This is a genomic window from Criblamydia sequanensis CRIB-18 (assembly GCF_000750955.1).
GTDB classification, from domain to species: Bacteria; Chlamydiota; Chlamydiia; order Chlamydiales; family Criblamydiaceae; genus Criblamydia; species Criblamydia sequanensis.
Map to the genome: position 1 here is coordinate 114,226 of NZ_CCEJ010000005.1, position 23,071 is coordinate 137,296.

9 protein-coding genes are annotated in these 23,071 nt (G+C 39.6%); 2 read left to right on the forward strand and 7 right to left on the reverse strand.

The features are described 5' to 3' along the window. Positions 1–9 precede the first annotated feature (9 nt). From ssb to CSEC_RS06495, 3 genes are all read right to left on the reverse strand, one after another. On the reverse strand, positions 10–480 hold the full coding sequence (ssb, locus tag CSEC_RS06485) for a single-stranded DNA-binding protein (protein ID WP_053331849.1): 471 nt from the start codon (positions 478–480) through the stop codon (positions 10–12). A 195-nt stretch (positions 481–675) separates the two neighbouring features. After that, positions 676–1,203 (reverse strand): CesT family type III secretion system chaperone, encoded by a 528-nt coding sequence (locus tag CSEC_RS06490; RefSeq protein WP_079977998.1) that lies wholly within the window; start codon positions 1,201–1,203, stop codon positions 676–678. A 427-nt stretch (positions 1,204–1,630) separates the two neighbouring features. Next, positions 1,631–2,344, reverse strand: a complete 714-nt coding sequence (locus CSEC_RS06495) for a hypothetical protein (RefSeq protein WP_041017639.1) — start codon at positions 2,342–2,344, stop codon at positions 1,631–1,633. A gap of 278 nt (positions 2,345–2,622) precedes the next feature. Here CSEC_RS06495 and CSEC_RS06500 point away from each other — a divergent pair, with 278 nt between their 5' ends. Continuing rightward, the gene (locus CSEC_RS06500) at positions 2,623–3,918 is read left to right on the forward strand and encodes a PhoH family protein (protein ID WP_041017640.1); all 1,296 of its coding nucleotides are present in this window, start codon (positions 2,623–2,625) and stop codon (positions 3,916–3,918) included. 20 nt (positions 3,919–3,938) lie between these two features. On the opposite strand, the gene CSEC_RS06505 is transcribed toward CSEC_RS06500, so the two are convergent. The 3 genes from CSEC_RS06505 to CSEC_RS06515 form a co-directional block, all read right to left on the reverse strand. Continuing rightward, on the reverse strand, positions 3,939–15,698 hold the full coding sequence (locus tag CSEC_RS06505; protein WP_041017641.1) for a hypothetical protein: 11,760 nt from the start codon (positions 15,696–15,698) through the stop codon (positions 3,939–3,941). A gap of 69 nt (positions 15,699–15,767) precedes the next feature. Then, a complete protein-coding gene (locus CSEC_RS06510) occupies positions 15,768–16,580 on the reverse strand; it encodes a hypothetical protein (RefSeq protein ID WP_041017642.1) in 813 nt (270 codons plus the stop codon). A gap of 125 nt (positions 16,581–16,705) precedes the next feature. Next, on the reverse strand, positions 16,706–17,443 hold the full coding sequence (locus CSEC_RS06515) for a hypothetical protein (protein ID WP_041017643.1): 738 nt from the start codon (positions 17,441–17,443) through the stop codon (positions 16,706–16,708). 163 nt (positions 17,444–17,606) lie between these two features. Here CSEC_RS06515 and CSEC_RS06520 point away from each other — a divergent pair, with 163 nt between their 5' ends. Further along, complete coding sequence (locus CSEC_RS06520) at positions 17,607–19,688, forward strand: protein kinase domain-containing protein (protein ID WP_041017644.1); 2,082 nt, start codon at positions 17,607–17,609, stop codon at positions 19,686–19,688. A 90-nt stretch (positions 19,689–19,778) separates the two neighbouring features. On the opposite strand, the gene ileS is transcribed toward CSEC_RS06520, so the two are convergent. Continuing rightward, positions 19,779–22,904, reverse strand: a complete 3,126-nt coding sequence (ileS, locus tag CSEC_RS06525) for an isoleucine--tRNA ligase (protein WP_041017645.1) — start codon at positions 22,902–22,904, stop codon at positions 19,779–19,781. Positions 22,905–23,071: the final 167 nt, after the last annotated feature.

Here is a 23,071-nt window from a genome sequence, read left to right on the forward strand (position 1 = left end):
AAAAATTAATTAAAAGGGCATCGGTTCATCGTCATCAAAACTTTCTGCGCGGCTGCCGCTTGCAATTTGATGGGTATAAGGGTTCTCTGAAGAGGAGGAGTACTTACCGGCAGCCGGCACTTGAGCTGCAGCGCTTCTTCTCTCTTCTCCGCCTTCTTCATTATTTCTATCGCTAAAGGGCGGGAAATGGATGCTTTTAGCTGTAGCTTCATAAGAAACTTGTTTTTCCCCGTTCTTATCGGTATACATCTCAAGCTTGCTCATTTCAGCAATTATGTAAATACCGCTTCCCTTTTTAAAGTGCGCGAGCATTTTATCATAAGCATCTCCCCAAATGGTAATTCTCCACCAAATGGTTTCTTCTTGGCCGCCTTTACGAGATTTTGAAGCCACACGCAAGGTCCATACTTTTTGTCCTTTGGTTGTGTAACGCATCTCAGGGTCTGCTCCAAGATGGCCCATAATATGCAGAATAATCATATAAGACTCCTTAAGCCTAAAAAACTTAAATCTGATTAAAAAAAAATATCCCGAGCTTTTAAACCTTGAGTTTTAAGGCTAAGGGAAGGATTAGCATAGCATGAAAATATGAGATAAAGAAAGGAGAAAAAAATAAAGGCTGCAACAAACTAAATTAGTAGCAGCCTTTTTAATTTCTAGGAGGCTTAGTTTTTCTTAGATTTTGATATAACCTTCGCCAGGTTTACCGGACATTCCGGGTCTTGGAGTTCCAACACCGGTTCCAGTACTTGGCTGACCGCTGCCCCGAGTATCCGATGGCTCTCTTCCTTCTGAAATGTCGCGGCAAATTTTACGCCATTTTTCAACAGTTTCAACAAATAAAGGAGCAAACGCACGAAGAGCTGCAGAAACTGCTTGCTCCATGTCAATTGTGCAGTGAAGAAGAATTAACTCTTCTTTAACAGCAACACCGCAACCGCCGCCGGCCATTTGGCCGCCAAGCATGGAACCTTCGAGGAGTTTTTCATAAAGCTTAAGCCTTGTCTTATCATCTCTTGGAAGACCATCTAAGAGTGGTGAGTAAAGATAAAGTCTCTTAGAATTTGGCTCATAAGTTATATGTAGCGAAAACTCATCGTCAATTCCAAGAATACAGGTGTTGTTTTCATCAAACTCCAAACCTTCAAGGCCCAGCTCTTTGCCGAACTCTTTCAAGTTGTCTTTGGCGTTTTCAAAAGACATATTAGTTGCCTCCTAACCTACAGTTCTAAGCCCGCCCTTAATATTAGAAGCGAGCTAACTTTGTTTTTTTCTTTAGATTTATTATGTACCGAAGGCTTATTAAAATGCACTATCTGCTTTTAACTTGCTATCGTTTTATAAAAATTGCCGTCCGTTTCTGAAAAACCTAAAAAATGAAGCAAGCGAAAAGCCTTTCGTCAAGCAAACATTTTTCAACACGAAGATAGCTTTAAGCAACTTCAAATTGAGTTAATCAATAACTAACGGACGGGCAATTAATTAATAAACCCGGTTTTTTGTATTAAGTGTTATCTTATTAACACTATTATAACTTTTTGGTGTAAAGGAAGCAAACCAAAGAAAAAAAATTAATAAAAATGAAAAAATAATTTACAAATATTTCATAGTCAATAATTTAAACTTTTGCTTAACTTCTAAGAACAGCAAGGATATGCTCACACCCTTCTTTTCCACACGTACATCCTACAGGGTGCCCAAGGTAAACACTGTAGCGCTCATCAGTATCAAGTTTATTTATCACCACATAGAGCTTTTCGCCTGTCTGGCGTATTTCCCACTGTTCGAATACAAGCTCCTCATCCGGGACTACTTCCTCATCATGGATCTCGGATTCATTTTTAATTTCACCTTCGAGGGTTAAACCCTTTTGAATCGCTTTGGCTATCTGGCAATGGGGACAATTACAGTGCGGTTCCGCTTGATGAAGCTCTGCAAGTTGCGCTTCTGGCGCCAAAACTTTAACCACCATTTGGATTTTATTTAAAATTTCCTGGGGCAAATCGGGGGCATCGGCAAGTTCGGGATTATGTTGAAGGGCCGTGCCAAGCGTTTCCATGCTCGATTGAGAGAGTTGCAGACTTGGGTCAAGCATTGAAAAGGCAAGAGGTGAAGAAGAAGGAGCTTTTCGTTCCAGCTTGGAAGGCACTTGCAATTCCAGGTATTTTTGATGTGCTTCAAAGATCGAAAGAAGCGTTTCTTCGCTAAGATTTGGGATTCTTACAACGCTTTGGTCTAAGAGAATCACTAAAAGTTCGGATTGTTCTACTTTAAGGGAGCGGACTTCCTTCCAACTTGTGGAAATGTAAGGAGGTATGCTTAAGACTTTTTCATTAATTTTCATGATTTTCCCTCCAAATAGGCGTTCTGACAAAGGAAGAATAATAGCCTATTGTAAAGTTTTTGGATAAAATCTCTTCTATCCCTAATTTACCAGATTTTTTATTTTATTATAACAGGCAAGACTAAGAGTGTCAATTTATTTAGCACTCAAAAATGAAGAGTGCTATTTTTTAGTGATATTCCTTTTATTGAATTTACTTTTTTGGAATTTTTCCAAAAGATATAAGAATGAATTTGACTATCATATGACCTGAACACCTTTGTTTAAGGAGCCCTAATTTGAGCCATAAGACCTTTGTCCTAGATACCAACGTCCTCCTCCACGACCCCGAATCTATCTTAAAATTTCCTAAGTCTAAAATCATACTCCCGATAACTGTGATTGAAGAGCTCGATACGATGAAAAGGCTCCCCAATGAGTTGGGGAAGAATTCAAGGGCCATCTTCCGCCTTCTTGTGGACTTGAGCCTAAAGAAAAAAGGAGATTTCCATCAGGGAATCGAACTTGAGAATGAAGCTGTTATTTCGATCCATCTAAATGATTCCCTGCTTCCCGGCCATTTGCCTCTTGCCAAAAGCGATAACCGCATCATTGCTTGCGCCTACCATTTAAAGTCGGAAGGGCAAAAAGTGGTTTTCGTCTCTAAAGACTTTGCGGCAAGAATAAAAGCCGAAGCGCTTGGCATAGAAGCTGAAGATTATGAGAATTTGAAGTTTGCTTATACCGTTCTCTATAAAGGGATTGAGCATATAGAAACGGAAAAAATAAATATTGATACCTTTTTTAAAGACGGCAGCCTAAAGCTTGAAAATCTCGTTTCTAAACCTAATGAATACTATGTCCTGACCTCTCCTGAACATTCTTCTGCCGTCGCTAAATTTGACAAAAAGGATGGGAAATTAAAGCCTTTATTAAAAGTTCCGAACATTTGGGGGATCCATCCTAAAAATGTTGAGCAGAAATGTGCGGTTGATCTTCTTTTAAGAGACGACATTAAGCTTGTCACCATGATTGGAACTGCCGGGACAGGTAAAACGCTTCTTGCGCTTGCCTGCGGTCTTAGGAAAGTGTTCGATGAGGGCGTCTACACTAAAATTCTTATCAGCCGCCCTGTAGTTCCCTTAGGGAGAGATATCGGTTATCTTCCGGGAACTAAGGAAGAAAAGCTCTTTCACTGGATGCAGCCGATTTATGATAACCTTGAATTTTTATGCTCATCTTCCGGCAATGAGTCTTCAGAGACCTTGCAATGGGTTTTAGACAGTAAAAAAATTGAATTGGAGGCTGTGACCTATATTAGAGGCCGATCTCTTCCAAAAATGTACATTATTGTCGATGAAGCGCAAAACCTAACGCCCCATGAAGTGAAAACGATTATCTCAAGAGCCGGTGAAGAGACAAAGGTTATCTTAACCGGAGACCCGACCCAGATTGATAACCCCTACCTTGACAAAGACTCCAATGGCCTAACTTATGTCGTCGGAAAATTTGCCGATGAGCCAATCTATGGGCAAATATTTTTAACTAAAACTGAGCGCTCAGAGCTTGCGGCCAAAGCCGCTGAAATTCTCTAAACCTTGCGGATGGCGAGGGGTTACTCCTCGCCCCCATTCATTCGCTTAAGCAACGCTTCCCTATAAAAAACCTCATCATCGCTTTTCCACCCCTGATCTCCTCGCTCCAAGCCAAGAAGTGGAATCAAAGCAGAACTCTTTCCTTTTTGTTGCTTCGCTTCATCCACTAGCCTCTTGTAGATATTAATCAACTCTGAGCGGCTCTCCTCTTTCGGCAATTTGTATTTAGCGTTAAATTCCAAAATAAAGTTCCTTGCATAAGAAATATTTTTTATTTCTCCGAGCAAGTAAGCGATATGTTTGAGAACTTTAATCTCTTTTACAATCTCAAAAAAAGCTGAGTATTCTTTATTTAATTTCAGGGGACATTCTGAAAAGTACCCTAGGTTAAAAGATTCGATAAACCCATCAATTCTTTCTCTACTTATTCCGTGATCCATTCCATTTTTTATAAAAAGGGCATGAAAATCATAAAAATCTTTTTCTGCATAAAAGAAAGGTCTTTTTTCAATATCGAGAAGATTCACCAAAGTTTCACAGTCGATATAACCAAAGGCAGATTTTTCCTTGCACCAGACAAACTGCTCTCCATGAATATCCGACAGGACAAGACTTACCATGCGTGGATTCTCGTCTGCTTTTTTAGCTAGCCTTTCAAGAAAGATTAGAGCGTCTTCTTCTACATGAACCCCTAAGCCTTTTAAGATTGCTTGAGAGGTAATAAATTCTCGATGCATATGGTTTGCAAATTGTTGGAAAGATTCCCTATGGGAAGAAGCCTCCATTTTTAAGCTCTTTTGACGAAGCTCCCCCATTGCTTTACCGGCCTGCAGAGCCATTTTCTTAAGATCAAGATAGAGTTCTTCCTGTTCACTAAAACTTAAAAGAGGTGACGCTAGATGATTAAAATGGTTTCTTAAAGTATCTCCCTCTAGCTTAGTTTTAGCGAGAACATATTTTCCCTTAAACTGGCCCACCCCTAAAGGCTCCGGAAGGAGCATATGTTTAAGTTTTAAAGAATGCAATATCTCGAGAGCTACTGTTTCTGAAATAAAATCTTCAAAGATCTTTTGTTTTACTATGGCAATAAAATTTTTATAATGTAACTCGGCAACCACACCCTTTTCATATTGTTTTATAAAAGTGAAGCCTATAAAACCATTTTGACTAATAAGACCTTTCCAAACGCTAATGTCTTCCTTTCCAAAATGTGAAATATCTGTAATATGTCTCAATAAGATTGTTTTAGATTTTATAAGCGATGTATATAGACTATTAGGTTCCAGCCTATTATATTGTGTAACCGCCATTAAGTTATCCACTATCTTCTTAAAGAAAGATGGACTCTCATGACTGCTGTTTTCTTTTAGAGCTATTTCAAAAGAGTGAACGCCTTCAGACTTAGGTCTCGAAAGGCCAAAAGAATTTTCACTTTTTCGTCCCAAGTACTCAAAGTGATTAAAGCCTATTTTGACGGGCTTTTTATTTAACGATTTTGCAGGGAATTCCAAAAGAATTCTATTGCATCCCTGTACAACCGCTTCTTTTTTTATACGAGTTAATAGTCGTTTAATTAGTGTTGGGTCGACTAGGAGTTCAAGTGTCCGACTGCCGGCCTCTTCCTCTAAACCATTTTTATAGTAACGGGTGAGCCTAATTTCATTTTTATTGGAGAGTTTTTCAACAAACACAATAAACGCCCCATCGCTTCTAACCCCCGTTACATAGGAAATTTCAGCGCCCTTCACATGATGGTGAAGCTCTTGAAATTCAAGGGTGTTCGTTTTAGCTATCACCCTGTAATTTTCAGGAGAGGGTTTAATTTCAGTCTTTGAGACATTTTTTAAAGTCTTTATTTCTTCTTGTACCAGTGTAAATTCTTGACCTCTTCTAAAGGGAAGAGCAATGGCTCCTCCTTCATCTAAAAAGAAATGTTTCAAAGAGTCTCCGACCTTGCGTGCCCTCTCCAAAAAAGGTTTCCCGGTTTCTAATAATTCTTGAGGGTCAATCTTTGGATAGATAGCAGAAGAGCTTAGGTCCCGGCAGTTTACTTTAGTGACCTTTCTTAAAGAGCCCTCTTCCAGCGGAATTTCCCACGTCACTCGAGCTTTATTCCAATTTCTTGGAAAGGCTAACTGAAAGCCTACAAATTTTTCCTCCGCGGTCAACCTTCTTTCGCGATCAAAAATAATGATAATTTTTTTAGCGCCATTTTCTCTTGCAATCAGTTTGAAACTTTGAAAGATTTGAAAAAGGTTTAACTTTTCTTCTTCCGGAACCTTAATGTTTGTGAGATAGATTTTTAAATTTCTTTTTTCCATCCCGATAGTGCCGTTCATGATATAGTGATTTGACACTACTTCTTTAAAGTTCTCCTCAAGCAGCCCAAAATCTTTAAGCTTTAAATCGCGGTATTTTTTTACTAAGCTTAAAGTTTCCGCTTTTTCATTTAAGGGGGCTCTTGCTTTGAGTCGATAAGTTTTTTCAGCACGGTAATAAGTTAAAGGGCAAAACTCTATCTGAACATGAGTTGCCTTATTCACCCAGGCCATCTCTTGAAGGTGTCTTTTGGCTTGGATCCAATCAACTTTTCCTTTTTGGAGTTTAAATCGATAGATTTTCACGACCATGGTGCTATTTCTAGTCGGTAAAATCCTTCCATAAATCTTCTCTTGCGGCTTGAAGGGCTCTTTTTTAAATAGGGCCGCATCAAGGCCTGCATCACCAGGCAACAGCTTCCTAAATCTTCTGATAGGAACAGCCCCCGATTCATCCGCAATAAATTTTTTTAAACGGCTTTTTTCTATTGAGGCTTTTTTTGCATCCAGGGCTTCAACTTGCTTTAAAGTTTTCCCTAAGCTTTTTTCAATATTGATATTCATATTGGCCGGGATAATCACCATGGGAGAGTTCGCTCTTTTCATCTTTAGATGGCTTCCTTTTCCCCCATCCACAATGGCATAACTCTTTCCCCTAAAAATTTCTTTCCACTCTTCCTTTGATTTAAGAGCCTGTTTCGTTCTTTTAGGGGACTTAATTAAAGGGATTTCAAAGCGGCAAAATTCTTTGGGCCCAACGACTCTATATTCTCGAAGTTCCCTTTTATAGCGCTCTCGCCACTTTTTACAAAAATTCCTATTGCTAAATAGAATTTCAATTTCTAAGGTTTTAACTCCCTTATGTTTGTGAGCTAGTTGAAAGAGATGCTCATTATATGAATTAAAGGAAAAGGCTTTCCTTGGAGCATCAAGCCAATCAATTTTTACTTTTGCTCTATTTTCAGTGACAGTGATGCTGGCACGATGTTGAACATAGGGGTTGGTTAAGACTTTTTCTAATCCCACATCCCTTGGTGTCAAGGCTCTTGCTATCGGCTTTCTAAGAGACGCGCCTATCTCGACCCCGCCAAACTCTTCTCTTAAAAAGGGGAGAAGAGACCCTGTTATTTTTTGATTTGCCAAAGAAGCACGGTTGATAACCGTCTTTGAAACAGATGAGATTGTTTTAACCGGGTTTTTAACTAAAGGAGAAGCGGCAATTTTTTTAAAAGAATTGATCGGTGCTTTCGCAAATCTTAATAAGGCTGCACCTCCAGGTATTGGGATGGCAACTAAACCTATTGAAAAAGCATGCTCAAGGTATTGCTCGGTCTCCTCTCGAGGGATTAAAAATTCTCGCTCCATTCTTTCCGCTTGATGAGAGGGGCTATTAAGTAACCGATGGGCAAATTCTTCCTTTCCCATTTTTTGAAGGCAATAGCTAGTTAATGCCTTTGCAAGCTCCCCTAGCCTATTTGTTTTTTGCCCAATATTTGGCTGTGCTAAAGAATTTGTTTTCTCCATAAGAGGCTTATTATCCACCCAACCAAAGGCTTTAAAAAGGTTGCGTAAACCTCTTATTCTTCTATCATGTCTTCTTTTCCCGTTTTCAGCGATTCTTTTTAAGCTTGCATTAAGAACAGCATCCACCACATGTAAAGGAGCTCCTAACATCTTTCCTAAAGCCATTCTTTCATGAATCTGTTCATTGCTCATGATCCAGAAAGGGTTTTGCTCTTTTAACTCCTTTAACTTTCGAATGTCTTTTTCAACAAGGGATTCTTCTTTTTCATTAAAAGCCCCTGCCTCTTGCAGCATTTGTTGAAATAAAGCTTGGACAAACGCTTCTTTTTCCTCTTGGCTTAAGCTTCTTTCACTGCCTTTCTTTTTTATTGCCGGCTTTTTTTGAGGTCTTGGGATAAATTCTGGAATTTCTTCATTTGGGGTCGTGTCCGCTATTGTTTCAAGAGGCAACGCTTCTTCTTTTTCCGGAATTCGATTAGGCGGAGTTTGAAAATAGGTCCTCACGCTCTCAACTTCTTTTCTTAAACGTTCTAAATCAAAACTGACTAAAGCGGCTTCATAATGACGCTCTCTAATGGGACCCCTATTTTGGGTTAAGCTAGGGTTTGTATTAATATCAAATCTGCCATTCGCTTCTGTAAAGGTGCTTTGCGTCACGCCCTTTTGGCGCCGATCATGAACCCAAAGATCTCCTACATGGGTAAGCCCTTGACGCTGATTCTGACTTGAAGATATAAAACTGTTTAAAGATAAGTTAACGCCCGCACCATAACTTCGGCTGCTATCATAAAGAGGTTGATGTGAGAGGTGGGCGCCCTCGCTTAAACTCATATTTTCGATAGAAAAACCTAATAAAGAAAGGCTTGAAACTCCCCTTATTTCACCTAAATTTCTCGATCTAAAATAAGAGATGTGATTAGTCACCTTATCATTAGTTCGACCCCCGCCTATCGCTATACGTCCGCCTGTTGAGAGGCCAAAATTAAAATGGCTTTCTGTAAAAGTATCTTGGGTGGATCTTCCTGATAAATTCGGGGTATCTATGATTAAATGCCCGGCTTCTACTTGAGAGCCATTAGCTTTGAGTTCGCGGCTGGCTATGATTTCAAATTCCTCTTCTACATCAAGATGTAAAGGCATATGAACGACTTTTTTAGCTCGGCTGTCTCCAATGTCAAATCCAAATTCTATTCCTGTGGATCCTCCGAAGCCGACACTTAAGCTTCCGCTCTTCCCTCTTTCTCGATAAGTATCCGAAGTGCCTTCTAAATGGATGTTTCGACCTTTTAATTTTCCGCGCTTGATTTTTCCCTGAATCCCTTCCAAATATTGATCGTCGGAAAGAATATCTAACCCGCCTTCAGGAAGTAAAATTTCCGGGAGATGGCTAACGGTCCAAGTTCTATTTACAGTTGAAACTCCGGCTTCAACATAAACTCTTGGGCAAAATTCTCCTTTCTCATTCTCAAGCCCAAGCAATTGGCCAATAGAGGCGCCATTAATAAAATCTTTTGCAAAATTCCAAACGTGGATAATGGAACGGACAAGATTGGCGGCTCTTTCAAACCCATACTTGGAAGAAGCAAGTTTATAGAGGCTATGAAGGGCAGGAACTTCTGAAAGGGCGCTTTCAGTAAGTTTTCTTCCTTTATTTCCTTCAGCTAGCGCTCTTAAAAAATTAAGTCCAAAGGCATTTAGTCCAATTTTAAAGGTTTTAGTATGGTGGGAGTGATGTTCCTTATGGACTTTGATCGTAGTTTTTGGGGCTTTAATTTTTAGATTGCCATGGGCTACCGCTAAGAAAGGGGCTAACCCTAAAAAGGCAGTTTCTGATTTAAAACTAGCCTTTGTTCCGCCAAAGACATGAGGTCTAAGAGTCACTTCCCCATCGATTGTGTCAACAGGCGCTTGAAATTGGCCAATGCCTACTCTAATCCCCTTATACTTATTTCTTACTTTATAAGATTTTGAAAGCAGTTCGATAGGACCTTTTGCCTCCACCTTTAACTTGTCTAAGTAACTGCCAAGCTCCCCTTCAATCGATATATTTTTATGCGATTTTAAATGCTGTCTGCCGCTTCCTACAATGCAGGCGATAGCAAAGGTTATGGTTTGCAGCTCCTTACTTTTAGTCCAGCCTTTTTTGCGGGTATGAGTAAAGGCAGCTGCTCGGTTTTCCTGAATGATATCTCCAATAGCCTCAAGAAAAAGCGTATGGGTTACAACTTCCGAAGCGATATTTTTAAAAGTTCCACCCCAATGCATTTTGGCATCGTAGACATTGGTTGTGGCTTTATGATAAACCGTTTTTCTCGAAAACCCGTCCAGCTTTCTAAAAGGCGAGACTCTGCCTGGATCTAAGTAATGGATAGTCTTTAACTCTAAAGCTTCTTGAGTAAAATCACTTCCTCTGACACGGTATTTATTCGCTTCAATCTGCCCCCCTCTATTAAAGCTCGGTTCATCAAGGGTAAGCTTGATTTTTTCTCCCTTTAGCTGGCCCCCCGGTTGCGCGCATTCCGTGATTTCGGAGCTTACCTTTACTCGTCCATACCGCCTATAGTGAGGCACTTGAGTTAGCCTTTGAACCACAAGCGCTTCTAGCAATAACTTTTTGATATGCAGCTTGACTTTTCTTGCGCCTGCAACCCCGGTCAGATGAAATAAGCCCTCTACTCGTCCCTCTATCTCTTCGCTTGCTTGAAATTGACCTCCGGGAATAAGTGCAGGCAAGCCTTCTATATGCGGCAGATTAGGGGGTAAGCTTGTTGGGGATTCAACGGTTCTATTAAAAAATCCGACAAAAAGATCCTTTACTTTTGTTAGAACGATCTTTCTTGCAATCATGGAGCCATTGTTACGGAGGTTTCCGATTAAATTAATGTAATACACATGCTCTACTTCAAAAAGAGAGGGCCCGTCGACTACCCACACGTGTCTTCGAACCCATAAAGTATGCTTTTTCTTTTTTCCAAAGCCCATGCACCTTCTTGTATGATAGGTTCCGGCTTCCTCATACCAGGAGTGGACGTGCATGGAATTTAAACAATCTATATCCTTTCCGGTAAGAGTCAAGTCTCCGCCTCTTACTAAAATGTGAGAACCTAAATTTCTGGCAATTTCTGTAGCATTGACAATAAGGTTGGAATTTTCATGGGTAAAGGTCGAGGGTGTATGCGGGTATCTAAACGCTGTATAGCCCCTTCCCCATGGGATAGTTGTGCTCTCCAAAATAAAGCGATGAGTGTTAATTACGGATTCTTCATCCGGGTCTCCAATAATATGGAGGTCGCTTGTATGAGAAATAAAATCTTCAACTTCTGCGTTTATGCCCTTACGGAAAAACGCCTCCATCCTTCTAAAATGGGCTTCTTTACCTTGCAAGATAGCTCTTCCTGAGGCATCAATTTTCTTATAAAAATTCATTATTTGACCACTGACGATAAATTGATCGCCGGCGGTTATGGGAGCATAAGTCGCTATGTTTCCTAGGCTTATAAGTTTAAAGGTTCCTTTTGTAACTACAGGCTCTAACAAAGTGATCGAAGAGTCCGAGGAAAAAGCAAGACACTTATCCCCCCTGACATTTTTTAAAGCTAAAAAGATTTTTTGATGAATGGATAGACTTCCCGGTGTTTCAAGCGTACCTAAAACCTTTACGCTTAAGCCCTCTAAAATAGCTTCATCTTCAATATCAACTTTCCGACCCTCTTCTATGGTAATAGTGTCTTGGGTTGCAAGTAGGTGCAGTTTGTTGGCTTCTAAATCCGTGTCGATGTTTATTTTTGGGGCTTGAAGTTGATAGCTGCCTCCTATCTTAACTTCGCTTTCCTCAACATGAGGCTCTTTACTTACAATTTGAAGGCTGCCTGGACCCTTTATTTTGCTATCTTTAGAGTGAGTAAGCTTATCCGTTTCGATATAAGAGCTATTGGAGCAAATGTCAAAGGTTCCTCCTTTATTTTCAATGTCAGGAACTATAACTTCTAAATCTCCTTCAAACCCCCCCATAGTATTATCAAGAAAGGGGGCAATAACCGTGGTGGCTTTAGCTTTGCTTTCAGCTTCTTTATGATAGAGAACCCCTTCGGTTTGATAGCTTAAATGATTTTCAGAGTTCATTTTGGCTCGATATAAATCCTGAGTCCCTTTTGTGATAAACTGATGCTCGCCTTTTACGTTTGCTTCTATTTCTTTCGCTTGAAGGGTGTCCGCTTTTATTGAAAAATCTTTGGAAGCCACGTTTGAATAAGAAAGAGAGGCGTTCTTCTCTGTTTCGATATGTAAACTTTCTTCCAAATCAGCTTCAAGGCCCGGCATCCAAAGATGTTTTCCTTTAGCGCTAAAAGGGCCTTCTTTCACTTCTAATTCCGGGGCGATAAGTTCACCCCCTTCTAACCCAAATGAACCTTCTACTTTGGTGTTGAGAAGCTTAACTTCCTCTTCTCCTTTAACTTGAGTCTCCCCTCTTAACTCGCAAGACAAAAATTCGGCTTTAGCTTCCTCAAAAGACACTTTGCCTTCGATTTTACTCTCTGCCGCTTCTAAGTGGCCCCCCAAAACCTTAAGGTCATGAGATTGCAGAAGGCTCTCTGCCATCGTAAAATCTTTGGTTTCGATCTTTCCTTCTTCTACACAAACTTTACTTTGGTAAAGAGTTAAAGAGTCTATTGTTTCATCGAGGGTATAAGCTCTTGTGGTGTGAAAATCTTTATGAGCTTCTTTAGCTTTTTCAATGATAACCTCTGCTGTATCATGACCTCTTGTTAAGGTCATCTTTTCAGCCTCTCTTGAAAGGTGTTTCGCGTTGGTTTGAGTCCTTAAAGAATTCAAATGAAAAGCGTTTTCTGAAATCACATCGACTGTAAATTCCGAATCTTTTATTCCTAGATCTTGAGCTTTAATATCAAAACGTTCTCCTCTTACGGTAATTTCATCAAGAGAGGCCTTTTCAAAGTCGATTTTGGTGACTTTATCCAAGATGTGAACTTCTTTGAGCTCCGCATTTGTTCCAAGGATCTCTGTCAAGTCTTCAGATTCGAGGTTTGTTTTTGAAATTTTTGTGTTCTCGCCTTTTAAAGAAACCGCTTCTGATGATGTGAGTGTGGAGCGATCAATGCTCAACTTTTCAACAGACGTCACTGAAATGCCTTTTTCAGTTCTAGCCTCTGTCTTTTCAACATCGACCGCATTAGCATTAAGAGTCAATTTTGAGGTCAATTCAATTTGATTATTAGTTAACCTTACTGCCCTAGAAGAGGCTTCCAGGCCCTCCCCTTCAATCTTGTTTCCCTCCATTGATAGGGTTCCTAAGCTATCTAAAGAAAGATCGGAATCCCTAAACGTATTTCCTGTTAGGGTTTGACTCTCTTTAGTTTGAAAAAGATGGAAACCTGCAGCTTTATTTTGAGTAAAAGAAAGAGAATCTGAGGTCACCTCGCTTCTTTCAAGTTTTAGATCGCAATTATCAATTCTTGCATCTCCTTGAAGCACTTCTGCATGGCTTTTTGTCCCCTCAAAAGAGCTGTTTTTTTGAGTTAAATCCCTTCCGGCTTCTAGGCTTAGAGTCGAAAACTGTAAATCATCATTTTCTTGGCTAAGCGAGCTTGCTTTAAAAACCATTTCAGAAGAAGCGTAATGGCTGTCTCTGCTTTGTAATTTCTCTTCTGAAACGATTTGCATCGTCTCTGTTCGAGTAGAATACTCTTTAAATGAGGCTGAGGCTGCTGAAACTTCTAAAGATTTGGCCGATTCAGTCACTTTTTCAAGATAAAGCTTTTTTCCGGCTCTATTAACGCGATCGGCTTCAAGATTCCCTTCTTTTTCATCGAAATAGCCTTCTGAAAGGTGATTTATCTTTCCATGAATTGCTTTACTTTCCACATTTTCCAGTAATAAGAACTGTTTGCCTTGGAGCAAAATATTTTCATAAAGGCTTTCAAATTTAGAATCTTTAAGTGCCAAATGACGGGCATCAAAATCAATAGTCCTCTTATTTTTAAAAAGACTTCCCTCCGTATGTATGAATAGGGCTAAAACATAAATTTTTTGAGCTAAATCCATGGTCGCAAAGTCAAGATTTAGACTTCCGTTTAGAGCTTGTAAATAAACCTCCCCCTCCCCAACGCCAGACCATCGAGATTGCTTTGCATTTATCGGCCCGCTTTTACTTAAAAGATGCGCTTTCCCGCTAAGCGTCCATTTAGTATCAGGAAGATCTATTTGAGCTTCAGCTTCAAGCGAAACTGCGGAAGTAACAAATTCGGATTGACTGACATCTAGGTAGGAAGTTTGACTGACTAAAGAGATTTTTTTGTCTGCTTTAAAATTTCCTTTTACAAGACTTGCTTCCTCTAAAACACCCACCTCAAGTTCACTTTTAGAAAAAACTAAAAGGTGCAAGCTATACAGTTTTTGCGCTTTTATTCGAGAAAGTCCATAGCTTTTTAAATCGACTTCATAAAGGCGTTGAATAAAACTTTTAAGATAAAGACTCTCCCATCCTTCAAGATCACTTTTTTTGACTCTTAGCTCATGTTTAGCCTTTAGCTTAAACTCTTTTCCGGCAACAAAATTTGTCTTTTTTATTTTTAGATTAAGAGCTTTTTGAAGTAGATTTCCCTTTTTCGCTTCCGCTTTACTTTGGATATAGGCGCTATCTTTTGACACTTCAGTTGCAATGGATCCCGATAAGGATTTTTGCTCGACTTGAAAGAAATCAGCTTCTTCTAAACGCATCCTTTGCGAGCCTTTAGAATAGATTTTAACCTCTGTAAACTCAGCCAGGCCGCCTTTTAAGTAAAAGTCGTTTTCCTGAATAAAAACACGAACCTTTTGCCAAATATGCTCTTTCACCGATGTTTCAGACAAAGACTCAACAGAAAAAAAGCATTGCCAGATATGGGTTGTTTGGCTTTTTATTCTTAACGCATCGAAATTTTTAAACTGCGAGGCTTTTAAACCTACTGTGGAAGAGCTTTCGAAACTTAATAAATCAGATTTTCCTAAAAATTTGGAATTTTCAACTCTAATGTCGTCTTCTGTCTTTAGAGTAGCGCCGGAGAGGATCTTTGAATCAATGATCTCGATTTTGCCTTTTGAATCAATGTTTAAGCTATTTTTAAAAGCTTCTAACATAAGGTCATTAATTTTGATCATCCCTAAAGAAACGATCTTTAAACCTGAGGACACATGAGTCCCTGACAAATGAATGCCGGGGGTTTTGGCTTTAATTTTAACTTTACTCGCATGCCAAATTGAATTGGCATCTTTAATGGCCCATACATCCCTATCCCCTTCTTTAAGAGATGAAAGAACAATTTTCTTAGGAGTAATTAAAAGGGCTTTTTCTGTTGAAATGAAGCCATTTTTTGAAAGTAATTTAATTTCTTCTTCGGCAATAACAAGACCGCTAAGGGATAAGTCTTCTTGAGTGATGATTTCAACGGGACCTAAAGACGATCTTATCTCTTTCTCATTTTTAAAAGCGGGTAATTCAATGAAAACACCCTCTTTTCCAAAAAGCTTTCCTAAATTTTCGCCATAGGCAAGGATTTCTTCAGGACTTGGTTTTTGAATAACTAGTTTTTTAGAACTGGCTATTTCTCCGGTATTTCGTAAAGAAGAGGACTTGAGCTTTAAACTTCCTCTTGCAGTTTCTAAAAAGCCTTCATTTACTATCGCGTTGCTCTTTATTTTAAGACCTTTGAGCCCCACTAGATGAACGGAGGCCGGGTTTAAAAAGGTTTCTTCGATTTCTAAGATAACTTTTCCTTGAAAGGTGATGTCTTGGGTAATAGACCATTCGCTCAGCTTAAGATGCACTTTTTCAAGAAAAGTATAATGAAGCTCTAAGGGTTTCCAAGGCAAACCCCTTGAACTCTCTTCTAGATAAAAATCCTTTCTTGAAACGTCCGCTCGTTCCGTACTTTTAATCACTAATCCACCACCATCAAATAAAAAAAAACACCTGTTCCCAGGTGTTCTAACATTTCAACCCATTCAATACTAATTTGACATAAACCCACGGGGCTTATGGAGCTTTGGAGCGCCCGCCTGCTGAGACACGGTGGCAGCTTTTTGCTGTTCTACGGCCATTTCCAATTCTTTTTGTTTTATAGAGATAGTAGCCACTGATTCTTTTAAAAACCCCTGGCCTCTTATGGTTTCCTCAACTTCATAAGAAAGATGTTCTTGTTCTCCTTGCACTCTTGAAAGCGTGCATGTCGTAGTCGTTGTCGCATGCTCAAGTCCCCGAATGGCATGACTTGTTTGAGCCTGACTCTCATCTAGCAAGCTCATTTGCTCCCTTAAAAGGGCTAAGGCCTCGGCAGATTCTCTATTTTTTTGTTCTTCAATCGCAAGTCTTCTAAGAAGATCTGCCTGTAATCCAATAGATTGAGCCGTATTTCGCTCAGCAAGCCTAAGGCTTTCCTCTTGTCTTTCTGCCGTTTGCTTTTGCAAAAGAGCTTTTCTTCTTAGCTCCTCTATCTCCTTAGCTTGCTTTTCAATCACTTTTTCCTGCGTTTCAATTCTTTCCGCTTGAACCTCTCCTATCACTTTCTGCTCACCAGTTTGTTTCTTTAGGGAAGCTGTCGTTACTTGGAGAGGGTTCACTTTAGCTTCTAGCTGTTTCTGTGTGACAGGTTGATCGGCAGGTGATGGGACTGGTTTTGGCTTTGGTCTCTGTTCAGGGTGGGCTCGATAATACCGCTGATTGGTAAAGTTTATTTGCTGTTGAGCGATTTTATTCATTGGAGCGATCGATTGATTATAAGCTTTATTTCTTGCTGCCATTTGGCGTTCATAAGCTGCTTGCATAATTTTTCCTTTATTATTACTTTTATTATTTTTTTAATTTGATTTAATAAATTGCCAAAAAGGATAGCGAAGACCCTATTATTATAAAATAGGAATTTGGGAAGATCTAATAGACATGATTATTTTTAAAAATCAAGAGCCCAGTCAGGGATATCTTCAACGCCTGTCGCAGCCGTCTCATGCGCTTGAGCGACTCTATCGTAGACTTTGGCTAACTGTTTGAGGACAGTTTTAGAATTAGGGTTTAATTTTTCTGCTTCTTTTAAATCTTTTATGGCATCTTTTGCCGATTTCATCGTTAAAAACATTTCTGATCTTGCGACAAGCGCTTCTGCATAAACCTCATCACTTATTTGTTTTCTCGGGAATTTGGTTAAGAAAATTTCAACGGTTTGAAAAGGCTTTCCGGAAACAGAACGTTCCTTTCGATACTGTTTTACTTCCCTTTTAAAAAATTGATGGGCTTCTTCTTCTTTATTGGTCTTAGTATGACTTGTCGACCGAGCTTCCGCTCTATATTGGGAAGCCATCTCAGCATAAATACTTGCTAGAAGCCGGTGTGTTTTTTCATTCTTTTCAAGTTTAAACAGCTTTTGGGCAAGTTTAGCTGCTGATTTAGGGTTCTGATGAAGTAAGCAGTCGCAAGCCTTTATCTCTAGCGCCATCTTATAGGCAGCGCTCTTTTTTTCAGGACTTGCTTTTAAAAAAGTTGATAAGCTCCGTATATCGGGAAGCTCTTGTCTTTCTTCCTGGCTTAAAGCTTTTCGATAAAACTTTAAAAGACTTTTAAGTTCTTTATCTGCAGGCTCTTTATAAGTTACTGGTCCTGAGTAACTTGATGATGATGACTCTGTTACATTCATACCAGGCCTCCTACTTACTTTTCATCATTATAATAGATAACAAACTGAGTTTTCACATATAAAATAATTAATTTTTTGTAAATTTTATTAATAACAACAAAAGAAATTTAGCAAGTTATATAATTAATTTATCGAATTCCATAATCTCTCTAAAGGAGTTTTTATGATTGATGGTTCTGGCTCTGATCCTTTTAAAGGCTATCCCCCTCGTCATTCCTCAACTGAGGAAACCAAACAACCTGAAAAAGGTAAAAAAGGAAAATCCTCTAAGACGCATGGAGATCATTCAAAAGCTAAGGGTGTGGCAGAAGACGTTTTAAAACCCGATGAGACAGCCGGACACTCTGTTAAAGAAAAAAAACAGTTGGTCCATAAAAAACAACACTCCAAAGAAAAACATGCCTCTACCCGCACAGTTGCAGAGCGTTCTTTGACAAAAAAAGAGTCGAAAGAAGATCTTCAAAAATCCCAAATTATCCGACTAAAGGGACTTCATGAAGCCCATAATGAAGCCGATAGGCTTCCCTTATTAAAAAAACCCGCTAAGAAGAAAGAAGAAGTGCACTCAAAAATCCATTCCAAAAAACCTAAGGGTGCAGAAAAAGAAGAAGGTCTTGCTAAAGCTAAAAAATCTAAATCTAAAAAAACCTTAGAAGAGAGCAAACCCAAATCAGTTAAAAAATCTAAAAAATTAAAACAATCTTCTAAATTTGAAAAAGAAGAGCCTAGAGAAACAAGGTTCTCCAAATTGAGAGAATCGAAAGATGTTTATGCCGATAAATACGCTATGTACTCTGAGGAGGCAGAAAAAGAGCCGGAGAAAAATTATGAGTTTTTTCCGTTTGCCGCTGAAGAAAGCAAGGTTTCCTACCAATCTTTTGCCGAATTTATTAAGCAAGGTAAAGAAGATGAAAAAGAAGAAGGAGAGGGCTACTCGAACACACTTGCTGAATTTATGGCAACCGGTGGAACAGAGGAAAATTATACATCCCTTGCAAGTATAATGAGAGAGGGAGGAGAAGTTACTTTGGTTGACCTTTCGTCTGCTTCTGAAGTTCCAAGAAATTTTATGGAAATAACTGATAAAAGGGAAAAAGAAAGTCTACGCAAAAGTTTGCCAAAAATGGGAAGCGCGGAGCTCTCCAAAGCTGACAGTCTAAACTTAACCCCTATTGCTTATGTACGAAAGAAATTAGCTAAAGGCAAACTCGGCGATTTGAGCATGAGCGGCCAAAGAATTGTCATACGGGTTCCGGGCAAGGAAAATAAATATTATGTCGAAATTAAAGAAGAGGTAGGCAAAGGAACCTATAAAGAGGTCACTAAAGCTAAAAAAGTAAATATGGAAAAAGAAACTGTGAGAAGCGGCTACGTAATTGGAAAGCCTGTCACCGGAAAAGAAGCTCAGAGTAAAGAAGAGTTTGAACATGAAAAACTTGTATGCGATCACTTAAGAAAAGCAATAGACCCTTCGGTTTTAAAAAATAATGTTCTAGTTCCTGAGGCAACGATGATTGAGGGTGAGCGTGGCGCTAATGCAAGCAAGCTTGTTGGAAAAAGTTTAAATAAACTTATAAATACCCTGACTCTTAAAGAGAAGCTTGGATTTGCGGCCCGTTTTCCAAAAACACTTGAAATTTTTCATTCCGCAAACGTGACCCATAGAGATATTAAGCCGGATAATATCTTACTTTTAGTTAATAAAGATGGAAGCCCTCAGCTCGATGAAAATGGCTTTTTCAAATTTGTGATTGTGGATTTCGGAACCTGCTACCTAAGAGATACTCAAGACGGTGCAAATATAACGCTTTTTAAAGCCGGGTATATGGACCCAAGAACTCATACCATTGAAGGTACCATGGGCCTTAGAGCTGACAATATGCCTCTTGAAATGGATAACTATATGCTCGGATTAACTCTTTTAAATACCTTTTCCGGTCAAAGCATGGAAGAGTTTATATGGACTCAGAAAAAAGAAATGGGAGATTATAACCGAACCGACCCTATCGATTATCATAGAGTCCTTGGCAACTGGAAAAATAACCCCGATGGGTGGGGTATTTGGAAAACTCTTAAGAGAAAACTTGTGAAAGAATGCAAAGGCGATGAAGAGCTTGCAGAGAGAATAATTAGTGTCCTTAGAGCGTCTGTGGATCCTGATCCGGATTTAAGGCCCTCTCTTACTGAAATTTCTGAAGTCTTTGCAGAAATTCACGCAGAGTTATCTGCAAAAGAAAGTAGTTAAGCTTCTAAACGATTAGATTAGTCGTTGGCTATTCTCCAAAAGAATAAAACAATTAGAGGTGCGGGTTGCACCTCTAATTGTTTTTTTTAGTTAATTTACTTTCGAGATCACCATGTCCACAGACTCTCCATTAAGATCCCAGGTTATCCCCTTTAGATCCTGATCAAAAGTCACATCTCTTGCGAGGACTTCCCCTTTGATATAGTCCTTATGGAGCCCGAAACTTTGTTTAACCCTATCGCTTGCTTTCATTGAAAGATGAATGCGATCTGTGACGTTAAAATTCAGATCGCGTCTCATGGTATTGACTTTATTCACAATTTCACGAGCTAAAGCTTCCATTATGAGCTCTTCTGTCAGCTCGGTATCAAGGGCTAAAGTCATATCGCTTTCAGTTGTAGCTACAAGACCCTCTTTGACCTCTCTTCTGACTTCGATATCTTCTTTTGAAAACTCAATTTCTTCTCCATCGATGTTTAAGACAAAGAGCTTATCTTGGGAAAGAATATCCTCTAATTCTTTTGAACTAAAAGCTTCCATGGCAGCTTTTACTTTGTTCATTTTGTTTCCAAGCCTTTTTCCAAGGCGGGGAAAATTAGGTTTTGCAAAAAGCTTCACAAAAGCAGATTCATCTTTTGCAAATTCTACTTTTTTAACGTTGAGCTCTTCCTCAATAAGGTGCTTATTTTTTTCGAGCCGCTTTAATGTCTTTTGATCTTTGGAGATTAGAGTGGCCTTTAAAAGGGGCTGTCTCACTTTTAATTTAACCTCTTTTCTTAAGGCATGTCCTAAACTTACCGCTTTTTGGATAGCTGCCATGGCCTCCTCTAACTCTATATCTCTTGACTCCTCATGATAGCCAGGAAACTTGCATAAATGAACAGAATCCGGCATATCCTGGGTCTTCAGGTTTCTATAAATTGACTCTGAAAGAAAAGGAATAAAAGGCGCCGATAGCTTAGAGAGTTCTAAAAGAACTTGATAGAGCGTTGAGAAAGCAGATCTTCTATCTTCAGTATCTTCCTCTTCCCAGAATCTTCTTCTAGACCGTCTGATATACCAATTCGTTAAATCTTCAACAAATCCGACAAAGGGCTCAACGGCTCTACTTAAATCGTAGTCGTTCATGCCAAGCTCAACTTCATGGATGAGTTTATTAAGACGTGATACTATCCAACGATCTAACGAAGAGTCAGGTTTTTTGCTTAAGGCATCTTTTGAGGGCTTCCAGTTATAAATCTTCGCGTAAGTGACAAAGAAGCTGTAAGCATTCCAAAAAGGGATAAGAATCTGTCTTAAAACAAGCTCAACGCCGCTTTCTTTAAAGCAAAGATCATCCCCTTTCACAGCTTGGCTATGCATCATATAAAGACGAACTGCGTCAGCACCATATTTACGCACCACTTCCATGGGGTCAGGGTAATTTCTAAGACGCTTGCTCATCTTCGCGCCATCTTCTGCTAAAATAATGCCGTTGACGACCACATTTTTAAAAGCAGGCTTATCAAAAAGGGCTGCTGCCAATATTGTGAGGGTGTAAAACCAGCCTCTTGTTTGATCCAAGCCTTCAGCGATGAAATCGGCTGGAAATTGCCCTTCAAACTTATCTTTATTCTCAAAAGGATAGTGAATTTGAGCATACGGCATAGACCCGGATTCAAACCAGCAATCGAAAACTTCGGGGATGCGTTTAAAAATCTTTCCATTTTTCTTAAATGTAAGGCCGTCTATAAAATGACGATGGAGATCGTTAATTTTTTCACCGGTCAGCTCTTCTAATTCTTTGATGCTTCCGACCACTTCAATAGATCCGTCCTCGGCTCTCCAGATAGGTATAGGGGTTCCCCAATATCTATTTCGGCTTATTGACCAGTCTCTTGCCCCTTCAAGCCATTTTCCAAAACGGCCATGCTTGATGTGGGCGGGGGTCCAGTGGATTTGGTCATTTGCTTTGAGAAGCTTATCTTTTATTTTTTCAACGGCTACAAACCAGGTTGTGACGACTTTATAGATAAGAGGCGTGTCTGAGCGCCAGCAAAAGGGGTATCTGTGATGGATGGTGGCTTGATGAAAAAGCCTTCCATCAGCTTTTATTCTTTTGGCAATGTCTTTATCGGCGTCTTTGACAAAAAGTCCCTCGTATTCGGGCACTTCTTTTAAAAATTGCCCATTATTGTCCACGGGGCAGACAAGGCCGATCCCAGCTTTTTCGCAGGCATAAAAGTCAAGTTCGCCAAAAGCTGGAGCTGCATGAACTAGCCCTGTACCATCATCTAGGGTAACTTGAGGCTCCATGATTACTTTAAAGGATTCTTTCTCGTGATCCTTATAAAAATAGTTAAAGGGAGGGATATATTTCTTTCCCTCTAAGGCTTTTCCTTTAAACCGCTCCAGGATTTCATATTCTTCGGGGTCCTTAAAACAGAAAGAAAGACGAGACTCCCCTAGTATAAAAAACTTGCCGCTCTTCTTTTCTCTCACTTTAACGTAATCAATCTCAGGCCCGGCTAATATAGCCAGGTTGGAAATGAGCGTCCAGGGCGTTGTGGTCCATATTAGAAATGCGGTTTCAGGATCTTCTTTTAAGGGCATGGCGACGGTTAATGAGGGGTCATCCACATCTTTATAGTTTTCTCCGGCTTCAAAATTAGAAAGAGGGGTGCCGAGTTTTGCTGAAAAAGGCATGACTTTATAGCCTTCGTAGACAAGACCTAATTCATAAAGTCTTTTAAAGACCCAAAAGACAGTTTCCATAAAAGAAAGGTCCATGGTGCGGTAGGTTTGATTAAAATCAACCCATCTGCCCATCCTTGTCACTACGGATTTCCATTCGGCGGTGTAGCGAAGAACAATTTTGCGGCACTCTTCGTTGAATTTAGCGATCCCGAAGTCATCAATTGCCCGGGCGCCCGAGAGATTAAAGCTTTTCTCGATCTCATTTTCGATGGGGAGGCCGTGGCAGTCCCAGCCAAAGCGTCTTTCAACGCAAAAACCTTTCATGGTTTTGTATCTTGGGATGACATCTTTAATCGTCCCGGCAAGTAGGTGGCCATAGTGAGGAAGACCTGTTGCAAAAGGCGGCCCGTCATAAAAACTAAAGGGAGGGCTGTCGCGCCTGCTCTCAATTGAGCGCTCAAAAATTTGATTTTCTTCCCAAAATTTCAAAACAGCGAGTTCTCGGTCGGAAAAAGATTCGTTTTTTAATTCCTCAAACATGGAAATTCCCTTTTCTAGAAGCGGCTCTTGCTCTAAGGCAAGTTTATTTTTTAATAATTTAATTCTTTTGCATAAAGTATACTAAATGGTGCAGATACACACAATGTATACGTTACGTTTAACTCGTAGGTTATACAGAGTGCAGCGTTTTACTAAAATGCTGTAAA